This is a genomic window from Streptomyces lavendofoliae, from assembly GCF_014649735.1.
Lineage (GTDB): Bacteria > Actinomycetota > Actinomycetes > Streptomycetales > Streptomycetaceae > Streptomyces > Streptomyces lavendofoliae.
The window spans coordinates 317,436-335,956 of sequence record NZ_BMTP01000003.1; the positions used below are offsets into that span (position 1 = coordinate 317,436).

Genomic DNA, 18,521 nt, shown 5'->3' on the forward strand with positions numbered 1-18,521 from the left:
CGGACCGATGAGCACCCGACTGATACACCGCCCCGCCCGGACCACCAGGCCGCCCGCCGCCCCCGAGCCGCGCACCATCGAGGCCCCGCCCAACCTCCCGGAGGGCAAGGGCGGCAACATCGCGATGTCGCTGCTTCCCGTGGCCGGCGTCATGTCGTCCGTCGTGATGATGACGGTCGTCCGCAACAGCCAGTTCGCCGCGCTCGGCGCGCTGATCCTCGTGGTCACCGTCATCGGCTCGCTGGTCCTGGTCTTCTCCCAGCGCGGCAAGGCGCAGCGCACCCGCCGCACCCAGCGCGAGGCGTACCTCGCCTACCTGGAGGACCTGCGCGAGGAGCTGTCCGCCGAGGAGCGCGAGCGGCGCGAGCGGGCCGACGTGCTCAACCCACCGCCGCACGCGCTGTACGACATCGTCCGCGACCCCGCCCGCCTGTGGGAACGCCGCCGGCTCGACGCCGACTTCCTGCGCGTCCGCGTCGGCACCGGCGAGATGCCCGTACGGGACCTGAGGATCGCCGACCAGGGCGGCTCCTCCGTCCTCACGCCGCCCGACCGGTTCATGCTCAACGAGGCGTCTGCGCTGATGGACCGCTTCCGCACCGGAACCGAACTCCCGCTGACCGTCCCCCTCGACCGCGTCGGCAACATCAGCGTCGTCGGCCCCCGCGAGGACTGCCTGCGCGTCGCCCGCGCCCTGCTCGTCCAGACCGCCGCCCTGCACGCCCCGGACGACGTGGGCGTGGCGCTCGCGGTGCCCGGCGACCGGCTCGCCGACTGGGAGTGGGTCAAGTGGATGCCGCACCTGCTGGACACCGAGCAGTTCGACGGCCCGGTCGCCGCCCGCCGCATCGCCCCCTCCGCGCCGCAGCTCGCCCGGCAGCTCGGCCCGGAACTGCGCCGCCGCGCCTCCTACGCCGCCGAGGTGCGGCGCGGCCTGTCCGGCAAGGACGCCCTGTCGATGTCGTCCCGGTTGCTGGTCGTCACCGACGGGCACGGCGAGGACGCCGTGGACCTGCCGCGCCCCGACGACGCGGTGGGCCTGCGCGAGATGGGCGTCACCGTCCTGCACCTGCTGGAGCGGCGCGTCCAGGAGCCGGGCCACGTCGGCGTGCGCATCACCGTCGACGGCGACCAGGTGGCGATCGAGGACCTGCGGCAGGAGGAGCCGGTCGGCGCGCACGGCACGGTGGACGAGGTGTCCGTGCCGTTCGCCGAGGGCGTGGCCCGGATGCTGGCGCCGCTGCGGCTGTCGGCCGAGTCGCTCGCCGACGCGCCGCTGTCCGGGCCGGTCGACTTCGCCGACCTGCTGGGCATCGACGACGTGGCACGGCTGGACCTCGCCACACTGTGGGCGCCGCGCGGGGAGCGCGCCTTCCTGCGCGTACCGATCGGCGTCAGCGACGCCCACGAGCCGGTGCTGCTCGACCTGAAGGAGTCCTCCGAACTGGGCATGGGCCCGCACGGGCTGTGCGTCGGCGCCACCGGCTCCGGCAAGTCGGAGCTGCTGCGCACCCTGGTGCTGGCACTGGTGGCCACCCACCCGCCGGAGGACCTGGCCCTGGTCCTCGTCGACTACAAGGGCGGCGCCACCTTCGCGCCGTTCGCGGACCTGCCGCACGTCGCCGGCGTCATCACCAACCTGGAGAACCAGGCCGGTCTGGTCGAGCGCGTCCACGCCTCCCTCGCCGGCGAGGTCAAGCGCCGCCAGCAGGTCCTCAAGGAGGCCGGCAACGTCGCCGACATCGGCGACTACGCGGCGCTGCGCGCCGGGAAGCGGCCCGACCTCGACCCGCTGCCGCACCTGTTCATCGTCATCGACGAGTTCGGCGAACTCCTTACGGCCAAGCCGGACTTCATCGACCTGTTCCTGTCCATCGGCCGCATCGGCCGTTCCATCGGCGTACACCTGCTGCTGTCCAGCCAGCGCATCGAGGGCGGCCGGCTCAAGGGCCTGGACACCTACCTGTCGTACCGGCTGGGTCTGCGCACCTTCTCCGCCGACGAGTCGCGCACGGTGCTCGACACCACCGACGCCTTCCACCTGCCGCCGCTGCCCGGCTTCGGCTACCTGAAGGTCGACACCAGCCACTACGAGCGGTTCAAGGCGAGTTACGTCTCCGGCGCCTACCGCGGCCCGGTGCGGCGCGCGGCCGACGAGGACACCGGACCGCTGGCCCTGGAGTACGAGGCGTACAACACCCTCGGCCGGGCCGAGGAGTCCGGCCCGCAGGAGGCGCCGGTACGCCGCCGGGAGACCGGTCCGACCGAGCTGGGCGTCGTCGTCGAGCAGCTGGAGAACGCGCCCACCGACCCGGTGCGCCGCATCTGGCTGCCGCCGCTGCCCGGCGCGGTCGCCCTCGACCAGGTCGCCGGCCCCCTCCAGGCCGGGCCGCGCGGCATGCAGCTCTCCGCGCGGCGCGGCCCGCTCCAGGTGCCGCTGGGCCTGCTCGACGACCCGACCAGGCAGTGGCAGGGCGAGTGGTACCTGGACCTCACGGTGGCGGGCGGCCACGCCGCCGTCATCGGCGGCCCCCAGTCCGGCAAGACCACCCTCCTCCGCACGCTGGTCCTGTCGCTCGCCCTGACGCACACGCCGCGTGAGGTCGGCGTCTACGGCCTGGACCTGGTCGGCGGCGGCCTCCAGGCGCTGACCGGCCTGCCGCACGTCGGCGGCGTCGCGAGCCGCGCCGACCGCGAGCGCGCCGCCCGCACCGTCGAAGAGGTGCGGAACATGCTGGCGCTGCGCGAGGACCTGTTCCGCGCGCACAACATCGACTCCGTGGAGCAGCTGCGCACCCTGCACGCGGCGGGCCGGCTGCCGCAGCTCGCCTCCGCCGAGATCGTCCTGGTCATCGACGGCTTCGGCGCGCTGCGCGACGACTTCGACGACCTCGACGACGCCGTGGTCGACATCCTCAAGCGGGGCGGCGGGTACGGCATCCACGTCGTCGCCGGCATGCTGCGCTGGAACGACGTCCGCATCGCGACCCAGTCGTACTTCGGCACCCGGGTCGAGCTGCGCCTCAACGACGCCTCCGAGACCAGCGTCGACCGCAAGCTGGCCGAGACCCTGTCGCCCGACGAGCCGGGGCGTGTCCTCACGGACGGCAAGCTGTTCGCGCAGGCGGCTCTGCCGCGTACGGACGGGCTGCCGGACAACACGGACCTGGGCACCGTCCTGGAACGCACCGCCCGGCAGGTGCGCGCCGCCTGGAGCGGCGAGGTCGCCCAGCCGGTGCGGGTGCTGCCGCACGTCCTGGAGCCGCACCTGCTGCCCGGCCCGGTGGCCGAGCCGAAGCGGGTGCCGATCGGCCTGGACCAGACGGCGCTCGCGCCCGTGCTGCTGGACCTGTTCGCGCACGACCAGCACCTGCTGGTCATGGGGGACAGCGAGTGCGGCAAGACCAACCTGCTGAAGACGATCGCGGGCGGGCTGGTCGAGCGGTACGGCGAGGACGAGCTGGTCCTCGCCGTGATGGACCCGCGGCGCGGCCTGCGGGGCGTCGTGCCGGAGGAGTACCTCGGTGGGTACGCCTACAACGCCAAGCTGTGCGGGGGACTGGCCGCCGGTATCGCCACGGAGCTGGAGAAGCGGCTGCCCGACGAGAGCGCCCGGCTGGAGGACCTGGAGCCGGGCAGCTGGGGCAGCGGCCCGCGGATCGTGGTGCTCGTCGACGACTACGACGTGCTGACGACGGCCGGCCAGGCGCCGCTCGCGCCGTTCCTGCCGTACATCCCCTCCGCCGTCGACATCGGTCTGCACTTCGTGCTGACGCGCCGGGTCGCGGGCGCCTCGCGCGGTATGTACGAGCCGCTGGTGCAGGGCCTGCGCGAGTCGGGGGCGTCGGCGATCGTCATGGCGGGCGACCGCAGCGAGGGGCAGCTGTTCCCCGGCGTGTACGCCTCGCAGCAGCCGCCGGGCCGGGGGGTGCTGATCCGGCGGGGCCAGACGAACCGTCTGGTGCAGACGGTGTACACGCCCGACTAGACCGGCGGCCGGGCCCCACCGCCCCCGGGCTCACCCCCGCCCCGGTACGGGCCGGGGCGCCCTCCGGCACGGGCCCTCGGCGGCAGCCCTCCTCCGCCGGGCAGCCCTCCTCCACGAGACAGACCTCCTTCCCGAAGAGACCTAAGGACCGGACGACCCATGACCAAGGACGTCATAGCCCTCACCGAGCGCATGCCGGACCCGTGGACCGTTCTCGCGGGCCTCCTCTCCGGCGGCCCCGACAAGCTGGTGGACACGGCCGGCGAGGACGCCGTCGTACGGCTCTGCGACGAGCGGGGCCGCCCGCTCGTCTCCGTCGAGGCACCGCTGCTGGTGCAGGTCCGCGGCGAGGCGGAGCGGCTGCTCGGTGCCACGCCGCCGCCGGTGCCGTTCTGGTGGACGGAGGCCCGTGCCACGACCGGGGTGGCGGAGGCGGAGCGGCTGGCGGGCACCTTCGCGGCCCGGCTGGCGTCCCTGGCGGGCGGTTCGGCGTGGCCGCCGGAGGCGGCGCGATCGCTGGCCGTGGTGGCGTCGGACGGGGTGTCGGTCGCGCCGCCGGCCGCCGCCCAGCCGGCGGTGGACGTGCTCACGGACAAGGTGGCCGTCGTCATCCAGGACCGCCCCGTGGTCGCGATGACGGCCTGGCTGGCGGACGCGTTCCGGGCGGCGGGCGAGGGCGGCCTGGGGCTCCAGGTCGTCAGCCCGGCGGGCGCCACGCTCTCCCCGGCGGTACGGTCCGCGCTGTCGGCGTGGCCGTCGCGCTGGGTGGTCCAGGACGAGCGGGACGGGTACTACGACGGGCTGTCCGGGGCGGTTCTGGCGTGGCGGGACGGGATGTTCTTCCCGGTCGCGGAGCCGGACTCGACGGACGACGACCCGCGCGCCCGGGTGGCCGCGTCATACCAGGAAGGCGTCACGGACAGCGGTGAGCGGCAGCTCGCGGTCACCTTCCGCACGGTCCACCCGGCGGACGACCGGCTGGTGCTGGGCGGGGCCCTGGAGTCGGTGTGGCGCGAGCTGACCGGTGAGGCACCGGCCGGCTGGGGCACGGCGGAGCCCGCCAACCTGCCGTGGTCGCTGCGGCGGCTGACGGACGTGGCCTTCGAGCGGGCGCCCGAACCGACGTGGGTGGTGGTCGTCGGCAGCCCGGAGCGGCCCGGTCTCGCCACGGTGCGCGTGAGCCGGACGAAGGCGGGGGTGGAGGAGGAGGTCACGCTGGCCTTCGGCTACGGGCCGGACGAGGAGCCTCCGGTGGACGCGGTGCCGAGGGCCGCCGAGGTGCTGGCCACCCGCCACCACTTGCTGTCGATGCTCGTACAGATCCGCAAAGCGCGCCGTGACCTGGCGGTACAGCCGCGCTTCGAGGGACCGGGCGTACCGCTGGCCTTCGTGCTCGGCGCGGAGGAGGTCCGCACGATGCCCGGCGACCGCGCCCGCAACACGCCGTTGGCCGCCGCGCCCGTCCAACTGGGCCCGAAATCCCGGCCGGCGCTGTACTACCCACTGCCGGGCGACCCGTCCGACCTGTCGGGGTGGCAGGACTTCGAGCGGCTGGTGCGGCACCTGAAGGGCGAGTGATGTCATGTGTTCGTCACAAGGCGGTACGAGCCGGTGATTGCTGATTGCAGCAGCGACGCCTGAGTTGATAGGCATGTAGTCGTACATTCGATCCATACGATCGTCCATCGCAGCGGGGGTAGCCCGATGAAGTTCGATATGGGGGCGCAGGTCCTGTCGACCCTGATGTCCCAGTCGCAGGGTTCGAGCAACGATCTGGGTCAGTTGATCCGTCAGCTGGTGCAGGCTGCGGCGCCGTTGGAGGGCAAGTTCAACGGCGCGGGCAAGGTGGCGTTCGACTCCTTCAAGTCGCGCTCGGACGAGATCACGGCGGCGCTGAACGGCTCGCTGGCGGCCATCCTGGGCGGCCAGTCGGGCATGGAGTCGGCGTTCGGCTCGGGTGACCAGGAGCAGGGTGACAACGCGCGGACGCAGATGTCGTCGGCGAACTTCGACGCGGCGCGTTTCTCGGGCCGCTAGACCGATCCGTACACGGGGAGTTGATTGCTGATGGCTGCTGCGGGTAGCGACCGTCGTTCGTACGACACGGGTGCCTCCTCCGAGGCGCAGATGAACATCCAGGCGGTGATCGCGCGGCTGGAGCAGGTGATCTCCGCGCGTGACGCCCAGGTGAAGGCGGCGATGACGGACTTCGCGGCCGACGGCGTGGCGGACGAGTACCACGGCAAGGAACTGCGCTGGAACGCCGCCTCCCAGGAGGTCCGCAACATCATCCAGCTGCTCAAGACGACGCTGGAGAAGAACGACGCGACGGCGCAAGCGACGCTGCAGCGCGCGAAGGCCGCGGTCGACAACATCGGCTGACGCGGGTACGGGGGAGCGTTTTCATGACGGCGTGGGACATCCAGCCCCAGGGGGTGCAGGGTCAGCTCAAGGTCGTCGGCACACACGCCGGTGAGCTGGAGAAGGCACTGAACGCCCTGGTCACCGACATGCAGCAGGCCGCCCAGGCGGCGGGTACGGCGGTACCGGGTTCGGCCGCGAACATTCCGTTGCAGGGGCCGACGGCCTCCGGCGCGCCGCTGACGCAGAAGGCGACGGGCCCGGTGGGCGCGGCGCTGGCCGAGTACATGACCGGCCGGCAGAAGACGCACTTCGAACCCATGGCCAAGCGCATCCAGGCGGCGGTCATCGGCGCGGCCACGGCGACCAACGAGTACGTCGAGGGCGACCTGACCCAGGCCAAGGAGGCCCAGGACGCGGCACGGCAGGTGCGGCTCGACCTGCTGAAGGAGCTCGGGGGGAAGAAGTGAGCGAGAACCAGCCGGTCAACCCGGCCGAGGTCCCGGTGTTCACCGGCAACCTCGAACTGCTCGACGAGAAGGTCAAGGCGCTGTCCGGCGCCGGCGGCAGGATCGCCACCGCCGCCGGCGACGTCCACAGCTCCTTCGGCGGTCTCAGCGCCTTCTACAAGGCCCCCGAGGCCGAGCAGCTGTTCGCCACCACCCAGCCGGTGAAGGACAAGGCGCTCGACATCAGCGGCGACATGTGCACCATCGCCGGCGCGCTCGGGACCTACGCCAGTGACATCCGCCCCCTGAAGCAGAAGCTGGACGACCTGCGCCGCGACGCCGTCACCTTCCGGCAGAAGATCGCCGAGGACGACAAGTGGCGTGAGGACGGCGACCTGGTCGAGGAGAACAACAACCGCCGCAACGAGATCGCCGAGGTCTGGACGCAGTTCCAGGCCGCCGAGCGCTCCGCCCACGCGAAGATCGTCGCCCTGGTCGGCGGCAAGGCGCTGAAGGTCAACGACGGCTCCAACGGCGAGGGAATGTACGGCTACGACGCCGAGGCCCTCAAGCAGGCCAAGAGCCTGCCCTGGGGCGACGCGGTCGAGGAGTCGACGCCGTGGTGGCAGGTGTGGGAGCACGCCTACGACTTCGGCAAGGGCGTCATCGTCGACGGCGTCTGGGGCACGATCAAGGGCCTCGGCACCCTGGTCGGCTTCCAGGGCTGGGACGCGGCCGGGCAGGCGTGGAAGGGCCTGGGCCTGCTGGCCACCGGCCTGGTCATCACCGCCACGCCGCTGGCCGGGGCGTACTGGATGGCCGACGACAAGGACCTGCCCGGCTGGATCAGGGACTCCCGTACGGCGATGAAGGAGACCGGCAAGGCGCTGGTCGCCTGGGACCAGTGGGGCTCCAACCCGGCCCGGGCGGCGGGCGCGGTCACCTTCAACGTCCTGACCACCGTGTTCACCGGTGGCGCGGGCGGCGCGGTGTCCGGCGCGGGCAAGGCGGGCGCGGCGGCCCGGGCCATCTCGTTCGCGGGCAAGGCCGGCCGGGCCATCGACCCGACGACGTACCTCTTCAAGGGCGCGGGCGCGGGCATCACGAAGATCGGTGACGTGATGGCCGGCCTCAAGGGCATGGGCAACCTCAATGTGCCGCCCATCCCCGAGGGGACGTTCGTCCTGCCGGAGGGCTCGCTGATGCGCCCCGACGGCACGATCCACCTGCCCGACGGCACCCCCGTGCCCCCCGGCGCGGTCGAGGTACCCCCGAACACGGTCCGCCTCCCCGAGGGCACGGCGGTCCCGCCCGGCGCGGTCGACCTCGGCGACGGCGTGGTCAGGCTGCCGGACGACACCCCGGCCCCGGCGGGCTCGACGCCGCTCCAGGAGGGCACGGTCGCCGTCCCCAAGGACACCCCGACCGTCCCCGCCGACGCGATGCCCCTGCCCGTCAAGGAGGGTGCGCCGCCCCGCTACCTGGACGGCGCCGGCAACGTCCTGGACGAGAACGGCAAGGTCGTCAGCGACATCGAGGACGCCCCCACGGACACCGTGGACCGGGGTGCGAACCCCGACGCGAACCCCGCCGCGGGCGCGGACAACCCGCGTGTGGACACCCCGGCCAAGGTCCCGGCCATGGCGGGCGCGGCCGTCCACGCGGGCGACAACACCGCCATCAACCTCGGCAACAGCCTGGACACCAACCTCGGTGATGTGGGCCGCGTCGGCGACGACGCCCCGGTGCGCGTCCCGGACAGCCCGGGCGGCCTCGCCGACAACACCCCCGGCGGCCTCGCGGACAACCTCCCGACGGGCCAGGCCGGCAACAACCTCCCGGGCGGAGGCGCGGGCGACCACCTGCCCACCAACAACCTGGACAACACCCCGGGCACCGGAGGCACCCGCGACGTACCCGGTGGCACCCACGCGGACACCCCCACCACCGGCGGCTCCCGCGACGTCCCGCCCGGCGCCTCGACGGCGGACAACGCCACCCCGGGCGGCGGCTCGGGCGCCTCGGGCGCCGACAACGGCGTGCCCGGCACCTCGGGCGCCGACAACGGCGTCCCCGGCTCCGGCCTCCCCGACACCCCGGGCACGGGCGCGGTGGACGACGCCGCGGCGGGCGCGGGCGACCAGCCAGTGACTGCCGCGAACCGTGAGGGCCAGGGCGACGGCACCGATGGCAACGGTGGCGAACGTGAGCTGACTCCTGAAGAGCGCAAGGCCATTCAGGAAGAGCATGTCCGCAAGGCCAACGACCCCGACCGTACGTGGTACAACGAGCACTACGACTCGATGAATCGCCGTAAGAGGGTCGACAAACTGGTCGACGGGGTCGAGCTGCCTCAGCTCGTCAAGCTTCCCGACGGGAAGCTGGTCGCTGCGCACGACCTGCCGAGCGGGCCTTCCGAGACCAAGTTCGGGGGCAAGCCTCTGGGCCTGGACTCAGTGCCTGACGCCAATCGTTCCGCGCTCAACGACGCGGCGGCGAATCGTAAGGCGTACGTGGACCTCACCAACGCGATGAAGGCACACGACGAGGCGCCGACCGCTGCCACGGAGGCGGCACTGAAGTCCGCACAGGCGGCGTACAAGGCCCGACTGGGCGACCTGCCGGTCAACAGTAAGATTTCCGAGGCTCTCGGTGAGAAGGCGGCCGAACTGCACGTGGTGCCGGCCAAGTTCGAGAACGCCGAGCCCATACCCTTGCCGAAGACGCCCAACGGCGCTGACATGTTCGACCAGGTGTACAAGCTCGAGGACGACACCTACCTCATCGTCGAGGCCAAGGCGCCGTCGGGTGATCTCGACTGGCGCCATGGCAAGGCCGACCCGGATCCTGCGAACCCGACCGATCACGGCGGAGCCGCGGGTATGCGTGTCAAACAGGGCACGCGCCTTTACATACGCACGATTCTGGGTGAGATGCAGAGGCGCGGTGGCCGGGATGCCGAGATCGCCGCTGACCTTCGTGCCGCGCTGCGTGAGGGAAACTTGCAGTACGTCATGGTCAAGGCCATCAAACCCAATGGTTCCTCCTACGCTGGTGCCACGCTCGAATACTTCAAGATCTAGTTGAGGGAGAAAACGTGGTGACGCGTATCCCGCGGCATGACTTCCGCACGGACGACGCAGCCGAGGCGATGGCACCGGTGATCAAAAGTGCTGAAGACGTGCTTGAGGAAATCGAAACGTCGGAGTTCGACCGTTTCGACGCACTTGATTACACGCTTGCCGCAGCAAAGTGGCGATGCCTGACCGATTCCGAAGCTGCCGAGTTTCCGACCTGGGAGGCATGGGTTACAGCCATGCAGACAGGCTCGGCACTCTTCGCGGCGGGAACCGCGCAGGAGGAGCCTGTCCCGTGCCGCATCGGGAGCATGGGGGAGGTCAAACACCTTCCGGCCACCGGACCCCAGGACTATCTGCACGCGGCCAACTGGCTCACGTCGTACTACTTGGCTGTGATTTGCCGGGAGAATGAGCGGGCCGATCGACTGGCGCACGTGCCCGTCTCGTTCCTTCGGGCGTCCGGAGCCGAGTTCGACGAGTACATCTACCCTTGGGTCGAGTCCCTGCAGAACGGTTGGTTCGGCCGACAAGAGACGTGGGACTCCCTGGTCGCCGCGGTGAACGGTACCGCCCCCGCGCAGGCACGGGTGGCGAGCGAAGAGCTGATGCTGAAGATTCTTTACCCGCCCATCGAACTCTTCCACCGTTACCAGCGTCAGGAGGTTGAGCAGTTCAATGCTGCCCTCGTCGAAGCTCTCACCTGGCACAAGGAGTACTGGACCGCGAACGAGGCGCGCGCCGTGAGCGGTGACGGCCTGGTCGCCCTCGGTCCGCTGGCCATCGCCTGCATGGCGCACGATGCCGGCATGCCGATCGAGGTCGAATCGGAGTATCTCCCCAAGCATCTCCTCAGGCGTACCTGGGTCGGCGAATACCCGACGTAAGCCGTGCGGGGCGGAAATCAGGTCATGAAGTGGTCCTGCCGGCGAGCGGCCGTGCGAGCACACTGTTTGCCTGCCGAGTCCAGAGAACCGGTCGGGCGCATGGCGGTGTTGCTCCGACGAAGGCGTAGATGACAGTGAAAGTGACCTGGCACGGCTCGCCGGGGCCTGACGACCAGGGTTACGCGGACTCCTTGGGGGAGGACCTCCTGGAGGACATCGCGTCCTTCGAACAGTCCCCCGGGGCCCTCGACGGCGCTCTGGACACCGCGATGCTCCACCTCCAGGCGCGGCTGGCGGTCGATCCAAACGCGTCGGCTCTCCCGACATGGGAGGCGGCGGTCGCGGCGATGCAGGTCGGCTCGGCGTTGTTCGCCGTCGCCACCCGGTCCGAGGGCACTGTGGAGTCCCGCATCGCCGACGAGACGCGCACCCTGCGGGCGCTGGGTGCGGGGCTGCACGCGAACCCCGGCAACTGGGTCACCGCGTTCTGGCTGGCCGTCGTCTGTCGCGAGCAGGCCAGGATGACCGCCCTGTGCGAGGTCCCGCTCGACGTGCTGCGCGCTTCGGGCACCGAGTACGACGAGTTCGTCTATCTGTGGATCGACGCGCTCCAGGCGTACTGGCTGGAGCGTCCGGGGCTGGGTGAGAAGCTGCTGGCCGCGATCGAGGCGTCGTACCCCAACGCCATCGAGGTGGCGGACATGGAGTTGGTGGAGCGGATCCTCTACCAGCCGGTCAACCTCTTCCAGTGCTTTCTGCGCAAGGATCACGCGGCGTTCAACCGGGCGCTGGTCGAGGCGCTGGAGATGCACAAGCTGTACTGGACGGCTTCCGAGAAGCGGGAGCGCAGTGTCGCCGGGTACCTGGCGCTGGGCCCGCTCGCCATCGCCTGCCTGGCGTACGACGCCGGGTTCCCGATCGACGTCGAGTCGGACTACCTGCCGAGCGAGCTGCTCAACCGCGCCTGGCTGGGCGAGTTCCCGACCTGACGGCGACGTGCGCCGGCCATGGCCCGGAGTCACCCGGGCCCGCTGGGCGTCAGGCGCCGGCCGCGTCCCAGCCGGACGGCCAGGGCCACGCCACCGTGCCGTCCCGGACCATCAGGGGGTCGGGGCGGTCCTCCTCGTGGAAGCGGATCGAGCCGACGTGGACGTGGCCCCCGGGGCGCCGGTGGCGGTCGGTCGCCCGGTCCGCCAGCCGGCCGAGCAGCTGACCGAGTTCGTCGGACACGTCCGGGTGGATCTCCTGCCGGGAGGTGAGCGCCCAACCCCCCGAGGGGCGCCGGACCAGCGCGGAGGTGAGGGCGCCGCCCACCTTGTGCGCCCCGCCGAGGTGCCCCAGCAGCGCGTACGGCTGCTCCTCCGTGACGGGCCGGCCGGCCTCGTCCTCGTACACGAAGGGGAAGGAGCGCACCAGGGTCAGCCTCTCCGGCCGCGGGCCGAGCCCCAGGTGCCAGCGGAGTTCGGCCGCCTCCGCGTCGGAGAGGTCCCGCAGGTCGAGCGCGATCGTGAGTTCGTAGATGTCCGCCACGCGGGAACCGTACCGGCGGGGCGCCCGCCGGTACGGAGACGGAGCGTGCGGCTGCCGTCAGCAGTACTTCGACGAGCCGGTCGAACCCCACGCGCACGAGTCGACGAGCGTGCCCGACGCCTTGCGCAGGTACGCGGTGTCACCGTCGTTGTTCCACACGTACGCCGCCCGGCCCCAGTAGCGGTGCCCGGCGGTGTTGCTGCCCCGGCCGGTGTGGACCGTCACGTACCCCTTGGCGCCGATGGTGCCGCTGAAGGTGTACGTCCAGCCGGCCCGGTCCTTCAGCTTCCAGTTGGTGAGCGAGATGGCGGCGGTGCTGGAGTTGTAGAGCTGCACCCACTCGGCGTTCAGCGAGGTATTGGAGCGGTTGTCCGTGCCGGGCGAGTTGTAGTACACGCGGTGGATGCTGACGCCCCCGGCGGCCTGGGCGGCCGGAGCGACGGTCAGCAGGCTTCCGGCGACGGCGGTGGCGACGACGGCAGCCGACGCGGCGAAGCGAACCTTCAAGAGTCCTCCCCAAGGTGAACCGTGTGTTCCACGGCGGGGAAAGCACACCATATGGTGATGTTGTTACTGGCCGGTTTCGCTCATTCTCGGCCGAACGGATGCGGTCTCGTTCCGGAGTCGTCCCGCGCGTAGCGTGAAGTGCCGTTCACGCGACGCGAGTTTAGGAGGCGCTGATGTCCGATGACCACGAACCCCTGGTGATCGACCCGACCGGCCGCGACATCCACGAAGAGGCCGCCCGCTTACGGGAGAGAGGGCCCCTCGCTCGCGTCGAACTGCCCGGCGGTGTACCGGCGTGGGCGGTCACCGGTCCCGAGCAGCTGAAGCGGCTGCTCACCGATCCCCGCGTCTCCAAGGACCCGCGACAGCACTGGCCCGCCTGGTTCAACGGGGAGATCTCCCCGGAGTGGCCCCTGTTCACCTGGGTCGCGGTGCAGAACATGTTCACCGCGTACGGAGGCGAGCACAAGCGGCTGCGCACCCTGGTCGCGAAGGCGTTCACCGCGCGCCGTACCGCCGCCCTGCGTCCGCGCGTCGAGGCGATCACCGAGGATCTGCTGGACCGGATCGCCGTGGCCGGGCGGCACGGCGACGCCGTCGACCTGCGGGAGATGTACGCGTACCCCCTGCCCATCCAGGTGATCAGCGAGCTGTTCGGCCTCCCCGAGGAGAAGCGGGACGAGCTGCGGTCCATCGTCGACAGCCTCTTCCACACCGCCGCCGGCCCCGACGAGGTCACGACCACGTACACCCGTCTCCACACGGTCCTGGGCGAGCTCGTCGCGGAGAAGCGGCGGTCACCCGGCGACGACATGACCAGCGGCCTCATCGCCGCGCACGACGACGAGGGCGGCTCGCGGCTCAGCGAGGAGGAGTTGACCGGCACCCTCGTGCTCATGATCGGCGGGGGTCACGAGACGACGGTCAACCTCATCGACAACGCCATCCACGCCCTGCTCACCCACCCCGAGCAGCTGGCGCACCTCAGGGCCGGACGCGCCTCGTGGGACGACGTGATCGAGGAGACGCTGCGGTCGGACGCCCCGGTCGCCAGCCTCCCGCTGCGGTACGCCGTCGAGGACATCGCGGTCGAGGACGTGGTCATCCGCAAGGGCGACGCGATCCTGGCCGCCTACGCCGCGGCCGGCCGCGATCCCGGGCGGTACGGGAAGGACGCCGACCGCTTCGACGTCACGCGGGCCGACAAGGAGCATCTGGCCTTCGGTCACGGCGTGCACTACTGCCTGGGCGCTCCGCTGGGCCGGATGGAGGCGCGGATCGCGTTGCCGGCACTGTTCGACCGGTTCCCGCACATGGAACTCGCGGTCGGGTCAGCGGAGTTGCTGCCGGTCGAGTCGTTCATCTCCAACGGCCACCGGTCGTTGCCGGTGCGGCTGGGCGGCGGTGGCGGCGCCGTGTAGAGGGCCGCGGCCGGCGGGGCCGCGCGGATGATCGCCGCGACCTGGTCCCGGCGGCCGGCGCCGGGCCCGGAGGCGCGCCCCGGCTTCGTACCCGCACCCGGCCCCGTACCCGGCCTCGTACCCGGATCGGGGCCGGGGGGCGGTGGCGCCGGCGGCCGGGTCACGGCCGGGTGTGCAGGCTGCGGCGGCGGGGACAAGCGCGCGCGGCGGCCAGCAGCGCCTGGACGCGGTCGCCGAACTCGGCGGCGTCGCGCAGCGGGACGGCGAACGGGAGCCGTACGTCGTCGTGGGCGCGGGCGCGTTCTAGTCGCAAAGTGATCCCGTACCGGTCGAGGGCCACGGGCACCACGCGCCGGACGCCGTGCAGGTGGCGCGGCTCGACCAGGCGGGCCAGCCGGGCCACCGCGTCGGGGTGGCCGTCGGTCAGGTGGATCAGCAGCGCCGCCTCGTGGCCCGCCAGCGGATCCGCCCCGGCGAGGACCAGCTCGTCCAGCCCTACGCCCTCGGGGCCGGCCCCCGTGTCGAGGGTGGCCCGCACGGTGTCGAGGCGCAGGCCGACGTGGTCCCCCGCATCCCCGGCGTCCCCCGCTCCCCCGGCACCCCGGGCCCGGTCGCCCCCGATGCCTCTGGCTCGCGTGCCCTTGGTGCCCCGCACCCCGACAGCGCCGCCGCTGACCGCGTCGTCCGCGCCCGCGTCGGTCAGCCACCCGGAGAGCGTCACCCGTGCCCGTACCCGGTCCCGTACGGCGGTCGGCGCCACGTCGGTGAACTGCAGCATGGCCGCGAGGTCGCCCCGGGGTGCGCAGGCCACTGCGGCGGCCAGGTGGCAGTCGCCCGGCAGCCGCAGCGTCAGCCGGCCCCGGTCGTCCAGCGCGTGCGCGCCGACGAGGTCGCAGCGGTACCCGTCCGTCGTCACCGTCAGGGACCGCGCGGCGGTCAGGACGGAGCGGACCCGCTCCGCGCCGGACGGCCCGGGTGGACGGGCATCGGTGCGACTGCTCATCACTCACTCCTTAGGTTAGGCTTGCCTAACTTAGCGGAGCCCGGCCCGCTCCCGCCACCGCCTCCCGGAACTTCGGCCACTTGTCGCCACGGCTTCGTGCCTCCCACGGGGCGCCGCCGGCCATTACGCTGTCCGAGCCCGCCGCCGGTGCCGGGTACGACCGCCGCCCCGCGCACCCGCCGCCCGCGGACCGGTGCCCCGGCGAACCCACCCCCGGCGAACCGGCTCCGCCGGCCGACGGGCGACTCGGGTACCCCGGCGCCCCCGGTGACCCGGCAGCCCCGGGCGCCCGGTGAGCCGGACGCCCCGGTGGACACGCGGTCGGCGCATGCCCGTTTCCCCCGCCCGGTGGCCCCCGCACCACGCCCCGGGCGGCGTCCGCTGCCTGTCGGCGGCCTTTCCCGCGAGGAGCCCCCATGACCGTCACCGCGGCCCGCCGTGCCTGGCTGACCGATCTGCCCGTCCTGCTCGTCGCCGTGGTCTGGGGCTCCAGCTACCTCGCCGCCAAGGGCGTCACCACCAGCCGGACCGTGCTGGCCGTCCTGGTGCTGCGGTTCGCCGTCGTCCTGCCCGTACTGGTCGCGACCGGGTGGCGCAGGCTGCGTGCGATGAGCGGCGCGCAGGTACGCGGGGCGGGCGTCCTCGGCCTGATCCTCGCCGCCGTCTTCGTCCTCGAGACGTACGGGGTCGTGCACACCTCGGCGACCAACGCGGGGCTCATCATCAGCCTCACGATGATCCTCACCCCCCTCGCGGAGAGCCGGCTCCGCGGTACGCGCCTGTCGCCCTCGTTCCTCGCGGCGGCGGGGCTCTCGGTGCTCGGCGTGGTGCTCCTGACGCAGGGGGCGGGCTTCAGCGCGCCGTCCCTGGGCGACCTGCTGATACTGGGCGCGGCCGTCACCCGTACGGTGCACGTGCTCGCGATGTCGCGGATGCGGTCGGTGGACGGCGCCGACGCCATGTCGCTGACGACGGTGCAACTGGGCGCGTCGATGCTGGTCTTCGCCGTGCTGTGCGCCGCGCCGGGGACGGGCGCCGCCCCGTGGGCCGCCGCGGCCGGCTTCGGGGCCGGCGACTGGGCGTGGCTGCTCTACCTGTCGGTGTTCTGCACGCTGTTCGCGTTCTTCGTCCAGATGTGGGCGGTACGCCGTACCTCGCCCTCCCGGGTCAGCCTGCTGCTCGGTACGGAACCGGTGTGGGCGGCCGTCACCGGCATCGCCCTGGCCGGCGACCGGCCCGGCCTGACGGGGTTGCTGGGCGTGCTGCTGATCCTGGCGGGTACGGCGTGGGGCCGCACGGCGGCCGACGGCACGGAGCCCCCGGCTCCCACCACGACCCCCGTCACGCCGGAGCCGCCCGCGACAGCCGCGAAGCCCACGCCGCCCGGCCCGGACGACACGCGCCCCGCCCCGGGCGAGACCCGCCCCGGCCTGGAGCCCGCAGCCCGCCCGTAGCCCTTCGGCCCGTCGCCCACCCGCCCTCCCGACGCCGGCCGGCACCCGGCTGGTCGCCCCGCCGCCCAGGACCCGCGCCCCGGCGCCGGGGGACCCGCGCCCCGTGGCCTCCGGGGGCCTCACGCCCCGGGAGGCCCGGGCACCGCCGGTGACCGCGAGGCCCTCCGCAGTCCACGAGGCCCCGCCGAGGACCGCGTACCCACCCGCCCCGGCATGGCCAACTCGGCCCGCAGGGCGTCCTCCAGGTCCGCGAGCCGGTCCTCCACCCCGTCGAGGACCGGCACACCCCCCACCGCCGAGCCCCCGCCCGCACCCGAGCCGCCGCCCGCGCCGTCCACCAGGGCGGCCTCGGCGCGCAGCAGGGCGCGGTGGACGTCACTCACCGCCGTACGGACCTGGTCATCCGCTATGAGCGACGTCTCCACGATCCACCTGTAGGCAGCCGTCCGGTGATCCGCCGGCCGGCCGTCATCGACGCCCTTCCCGATGGCGGCGAGGGAGTCGTGCCAGCCGTACAGCGTGATCAGGAGGTCCCGGTACAGGCCCTTCTTGTCGTCCAGCCAGCGCACCCGTTCGGCGTGGGTCCGCTGTTCCTGCTGGATCCTCAGCTGTCCGCGCTGGGCGAGCCACGCGCCGGCAAATCCCGTCACCGCGCCCACAGTTGTTCCCGCGAGTCCCACGAGTGCAGCATCCATGGGCGCTTCCTACCAGACGGCCGGTGGCCGCCGCGGCGGTGCCGCGACGGCCACCGGGTGCGATCACGCCGTGCCCAGCCGGGCCGTGAGCGTCTCCACGAGGTGGTAGCCACCCGCCAGGTCCATGTCGGTCCGCTCCCGCAACAGCCTGATCGCGCCGTTGCGGTCGTCGTGGTGCAGCAGGACCGTCAACTCACCGACCAGCTCCGGGTACTCGTCCCGCAACGCGTCCAGCGCCTGCTCGTACGACGTCGGCAGGACCCTGCCTTCGAGCAGCAGGTCGAGGGCGGCCGTGGCGGGGTGCAGGCCGAGCCCCGAGTCCTTGCGGAGGCGTGAGACCGCCTTCGACGTACGCCCCTCCCGGGCCAGGGCCCCGGCTTCGTCCTGGGCGTCCCGTCCGACGGGGGTGATCAGCGCCGTGATGCGTGCCTTGCTCGTGGTCATCGGGGCTCCCTTCGAGGTCAGCGGCAGTGCTTCTTGATCGCGTCGATGCCGAGGACGGCGGACGCCAGGCCGCCGAGGGTGGCACCCAGCTCGCTGATCTTCTCCTCGCCCTTGGACACGCGGATGAGCAGCGTCGCCGCCTCCTTCACGGAGCCGACCTTCTTGATGAACGCCTTCAGCTTCAGCAGCTTGGCCACCGGAACCGCGCCGCCGGCGATCGCGGCGGTGATTGCGGCACCGCACTTCAGCTTCTGCGTCCACCCGAAGGCCGCGCGGCGGTCCTCCTGGGGCAGCCGCTCGGCCAGGTACGCCAGCACGGCGGCGTCGCCCTGCTCGGCCACGCTGTCCGGCATGGCGTCGAGGACCTTCAGCGTCTCGGCGAGCTTCTGCGCCTCCGCGGCGTCGGAGGCGACGGCTGCGGCTGCGGCGGCAACCGGCCGGTCGCCCTGGTCCGCCGCCATGGCGGACCCGGACAGGCCCGTGCTGAACATCGCGGCCGTCACGACGGCGGCGGTCACGGTCCTGAACTTGTCGATCTTCAAGTTGTTCCCCCAACGTTCTGATCCTGCGCCCGGCTTGGTCGGACCGGACGGTGCGCACGTGTCCGCACGGCTGGTCAGGCCGTACGTCCGCACGCTCTGATGATCTTCACAACGCGTCCGGCGAGCGCGCAATGCGCTTGAGGATCTTCTGAGGTCTCCGCCG

16 protein-coding genes are annotated in these 18,521 nt (G+C 72.3%); 10 read left to right on the forward strand and 6 right to left on the reverse strand.

The features are described 5' to 3' along the window. The first annotated feature begins 7 nt into the window (after positions 1-7). The 8 genes from eccCa to IE109_RS07105 all read left to right on the forward strand — a co-directional run bounded on the left by eccCa (position 8) and on the right by IE109_RS07105 (position 11,751). Positions 8-3,988, forward strand: coding sequence for a type VII secretion protein EccCa (gene eccCa, locus IE109_RS07070; protein WP_189549875.1), 3,981 nt, complete (start codon positions 8-10; stop codon positions 3,986-3,988). 159 nt (positions 3,989-4,147) lie between these two features. Continuing rightward, positions 4,148-5,566 carry a DUF6177 family protein gene (locus IE109_RS07075; RefSeq protein WP_189549876.1) on the forward strand — a complete coding sequence of 473 codons (1,419 nt, stop codon included), beginning with the start codon at positions 4,148-4,150 and terminating at the stop codon, positions 5,564-5,566. Between the two features lie 126 nt (positions 5,567-5,692). Beyond that, positions 5,693-6,025 (forward strand): hypothetical protein, encoded by a 333-nt coding sequence (locus IE109_RS07080; RefSeq protein WP_189549877.1) that lies wholly within the window; start codon positions 5,693-5,695, stop codon positions 6,023-6,025. 30 nt (positions 6,026-6,055) lie between these two features. Further along, positions 6,056-6,370 carry a pore-forming ESAT-6 family protein gene (locus tag IE109_RS07085; protein ID WP_189549878.1) on the forward strand — a complete coding sequence of 105 codons (315 nt, stop codon included), beginning with the start codon at positions 6,056-6,058 and terminating at the stop codon, positions 6,368-6,370. Positions 6,371-6,393: 23 nt separating this feature from the next. After that, on the forward strand, positions 6,394-6,819 hold the full coding sequence (locus IE109_RS07090) for a DUF6507 family protein (RefSeq protein WP_189549879.1): 426 nt from the start codon (positions 6,394-6,396) through the stop codon (positions 6,817-6,819). Beyond that, the gene (locus IE109_RS07095) at positions 6,816-9,881 is read left to right on the forward strand and encodes a hypothetical protein (protein WP_189549880.1); all 3,066 of its coding nucleotides are present in this window, start codon (positions 6,816-6,818) and stop codon (positions 9,879-9,881) included. Before IE109_RS07090 ends, IE109_RS07095 begins: the two co-directional genes overlap by 4 nt. A 14-nt stretch (positions 9,882-9,895) precedes the next feature. Continuing rightward, on the forward strand, positions 9,896-10,762 hold the full coding sequence (locus tag IE109_RS07100) for an immunity 49 family protein (RefSeq protein WP_229890652.1): 867 nt from the start codon (positions 9,896-9,898) through the stop codon (positions 10,760-10,762). A gap of 128 nt (positions 10,763-10,890) precedes the next feature. Beyond that, positions 10,891-11,751, forward strand: coding sequence for an immunity 49 family protein (locus tag IE109_RS07105; RefSeq protein WP_189549881.1), 861 nt, complete (start codon positions 10,891-10,893; stop codon positions 11,749-11,751). A gap of 49 nt (positions 11,752-11,800) precedes the next feature. Here the strand turns inward: IE109_RS07105 and IE109_RS07110 are convergent, their stop codons facing one another. Next, entirely contained in the window at positions 11,801-12,292 is a 492-nt protein-coding gene (locus IE109_RS07110) for a hypothetical protein (protein WP_189549882.1), read from the reverse strand. A gap of 57 nt (positions 12,293-12,349) precedes the next feature. After that, positions 12,350-12,799, reverse strand: a complete 450-nt coding sequence (locus IE109_RS07115; protein WP_189549883.1) for a lamin tail domain-containing protein — start codon at positions 12,797-12,799, stop codon at positions 12,350-12,352. A gap of 173 nt (positions 12,800-12,972) precedes the next feature. Here IE109_RS07115 and IE109_RS07120 point away from each other — a divergent pair, with 173 nt between their 5' ends. Next, positions 12,973-14,220, forward strand: a complete 1,248-nt coding sequence (locus IE109_RS07120; protein WP_189549884.1) for a cytochrome P450 family protein — start codon at positions 12,973-12,975, stop codon at positions 14,218-14,220. A 160-nt stretch (positions 14,221-14,380) separates the two neighbouring features. Here IE109_RS07120 and IE109_RS07125 read toward each other — a convergent pair whose 3' ends face one another. After that, entirely contained in the window at positions 14,381-15,223 is an 843-nt protein-coding gene (locus IE109_RS07125) for a DUF2470 domain-containing protein (protein WP_189549885.1), read from the reverse strand. Positions 15,224-15,639: 416 nt separating this feature from the next. Here IE109_RS07125 and IE109_RS07130 point away from each other — a divergent pair, with 416 nt between their 5' ends. After that, positions 15,640-16,677, forward strand: coding sequence for a DMT family transporter (locus tag IE109_RS07130; RefSeq protein ID WP_189549886.1), 1,038 nt, complete (start codon positions 15,640-15,642; stop codon positions 16,675-16,677). A gap of 119 nt (positions 16,678-16,796) precedes the next feature. On the opposite strand, the gene IE109_RS07135 is transcribed toward IE109_RS07130, so the two are convergent. The 3 genes from IE109_RS07135 to IE109_RS07145 form a co-directional block, all read right to left on the reverse strand. Next, entirely contained in the window at positions 16,797-17,327 is a 531-nt protein-coding gene (locus IE109_RS07135; RefSeq protein ID WP_189549887.1) for a hypothetical protein, read from the reverse strand. A 108-nt stretch (positions 17,328-17,435) separates the two neighbouring features. Continuing rightward, positions 17,436-17,816, reverse strand: coding sequence for a hypothetical protein (locus IE109_RS07140; RefSeq protein ID WP_189549888.1), 381 nt, complete (start codon positions 17,814-17,816; stop codon positions 17,436-17,438). Positions 17,817-17,833: 17 nt separating this feature from the next. Then, positions 17,834-18,358 carry a hypothetical protein gene (locus tag IE109_RS07145; RefSeq protein ID WP_189549889.1) on the reverse strand — a complete coding sequence of 175 codons (525 nt, stop codon included), beginning with the start codon at positions 18,356-18,358 and terminating at the stop codon, positions 17,834-17,836. Positions 18,359-18,521: the final 163 nt, after the last annotated feature.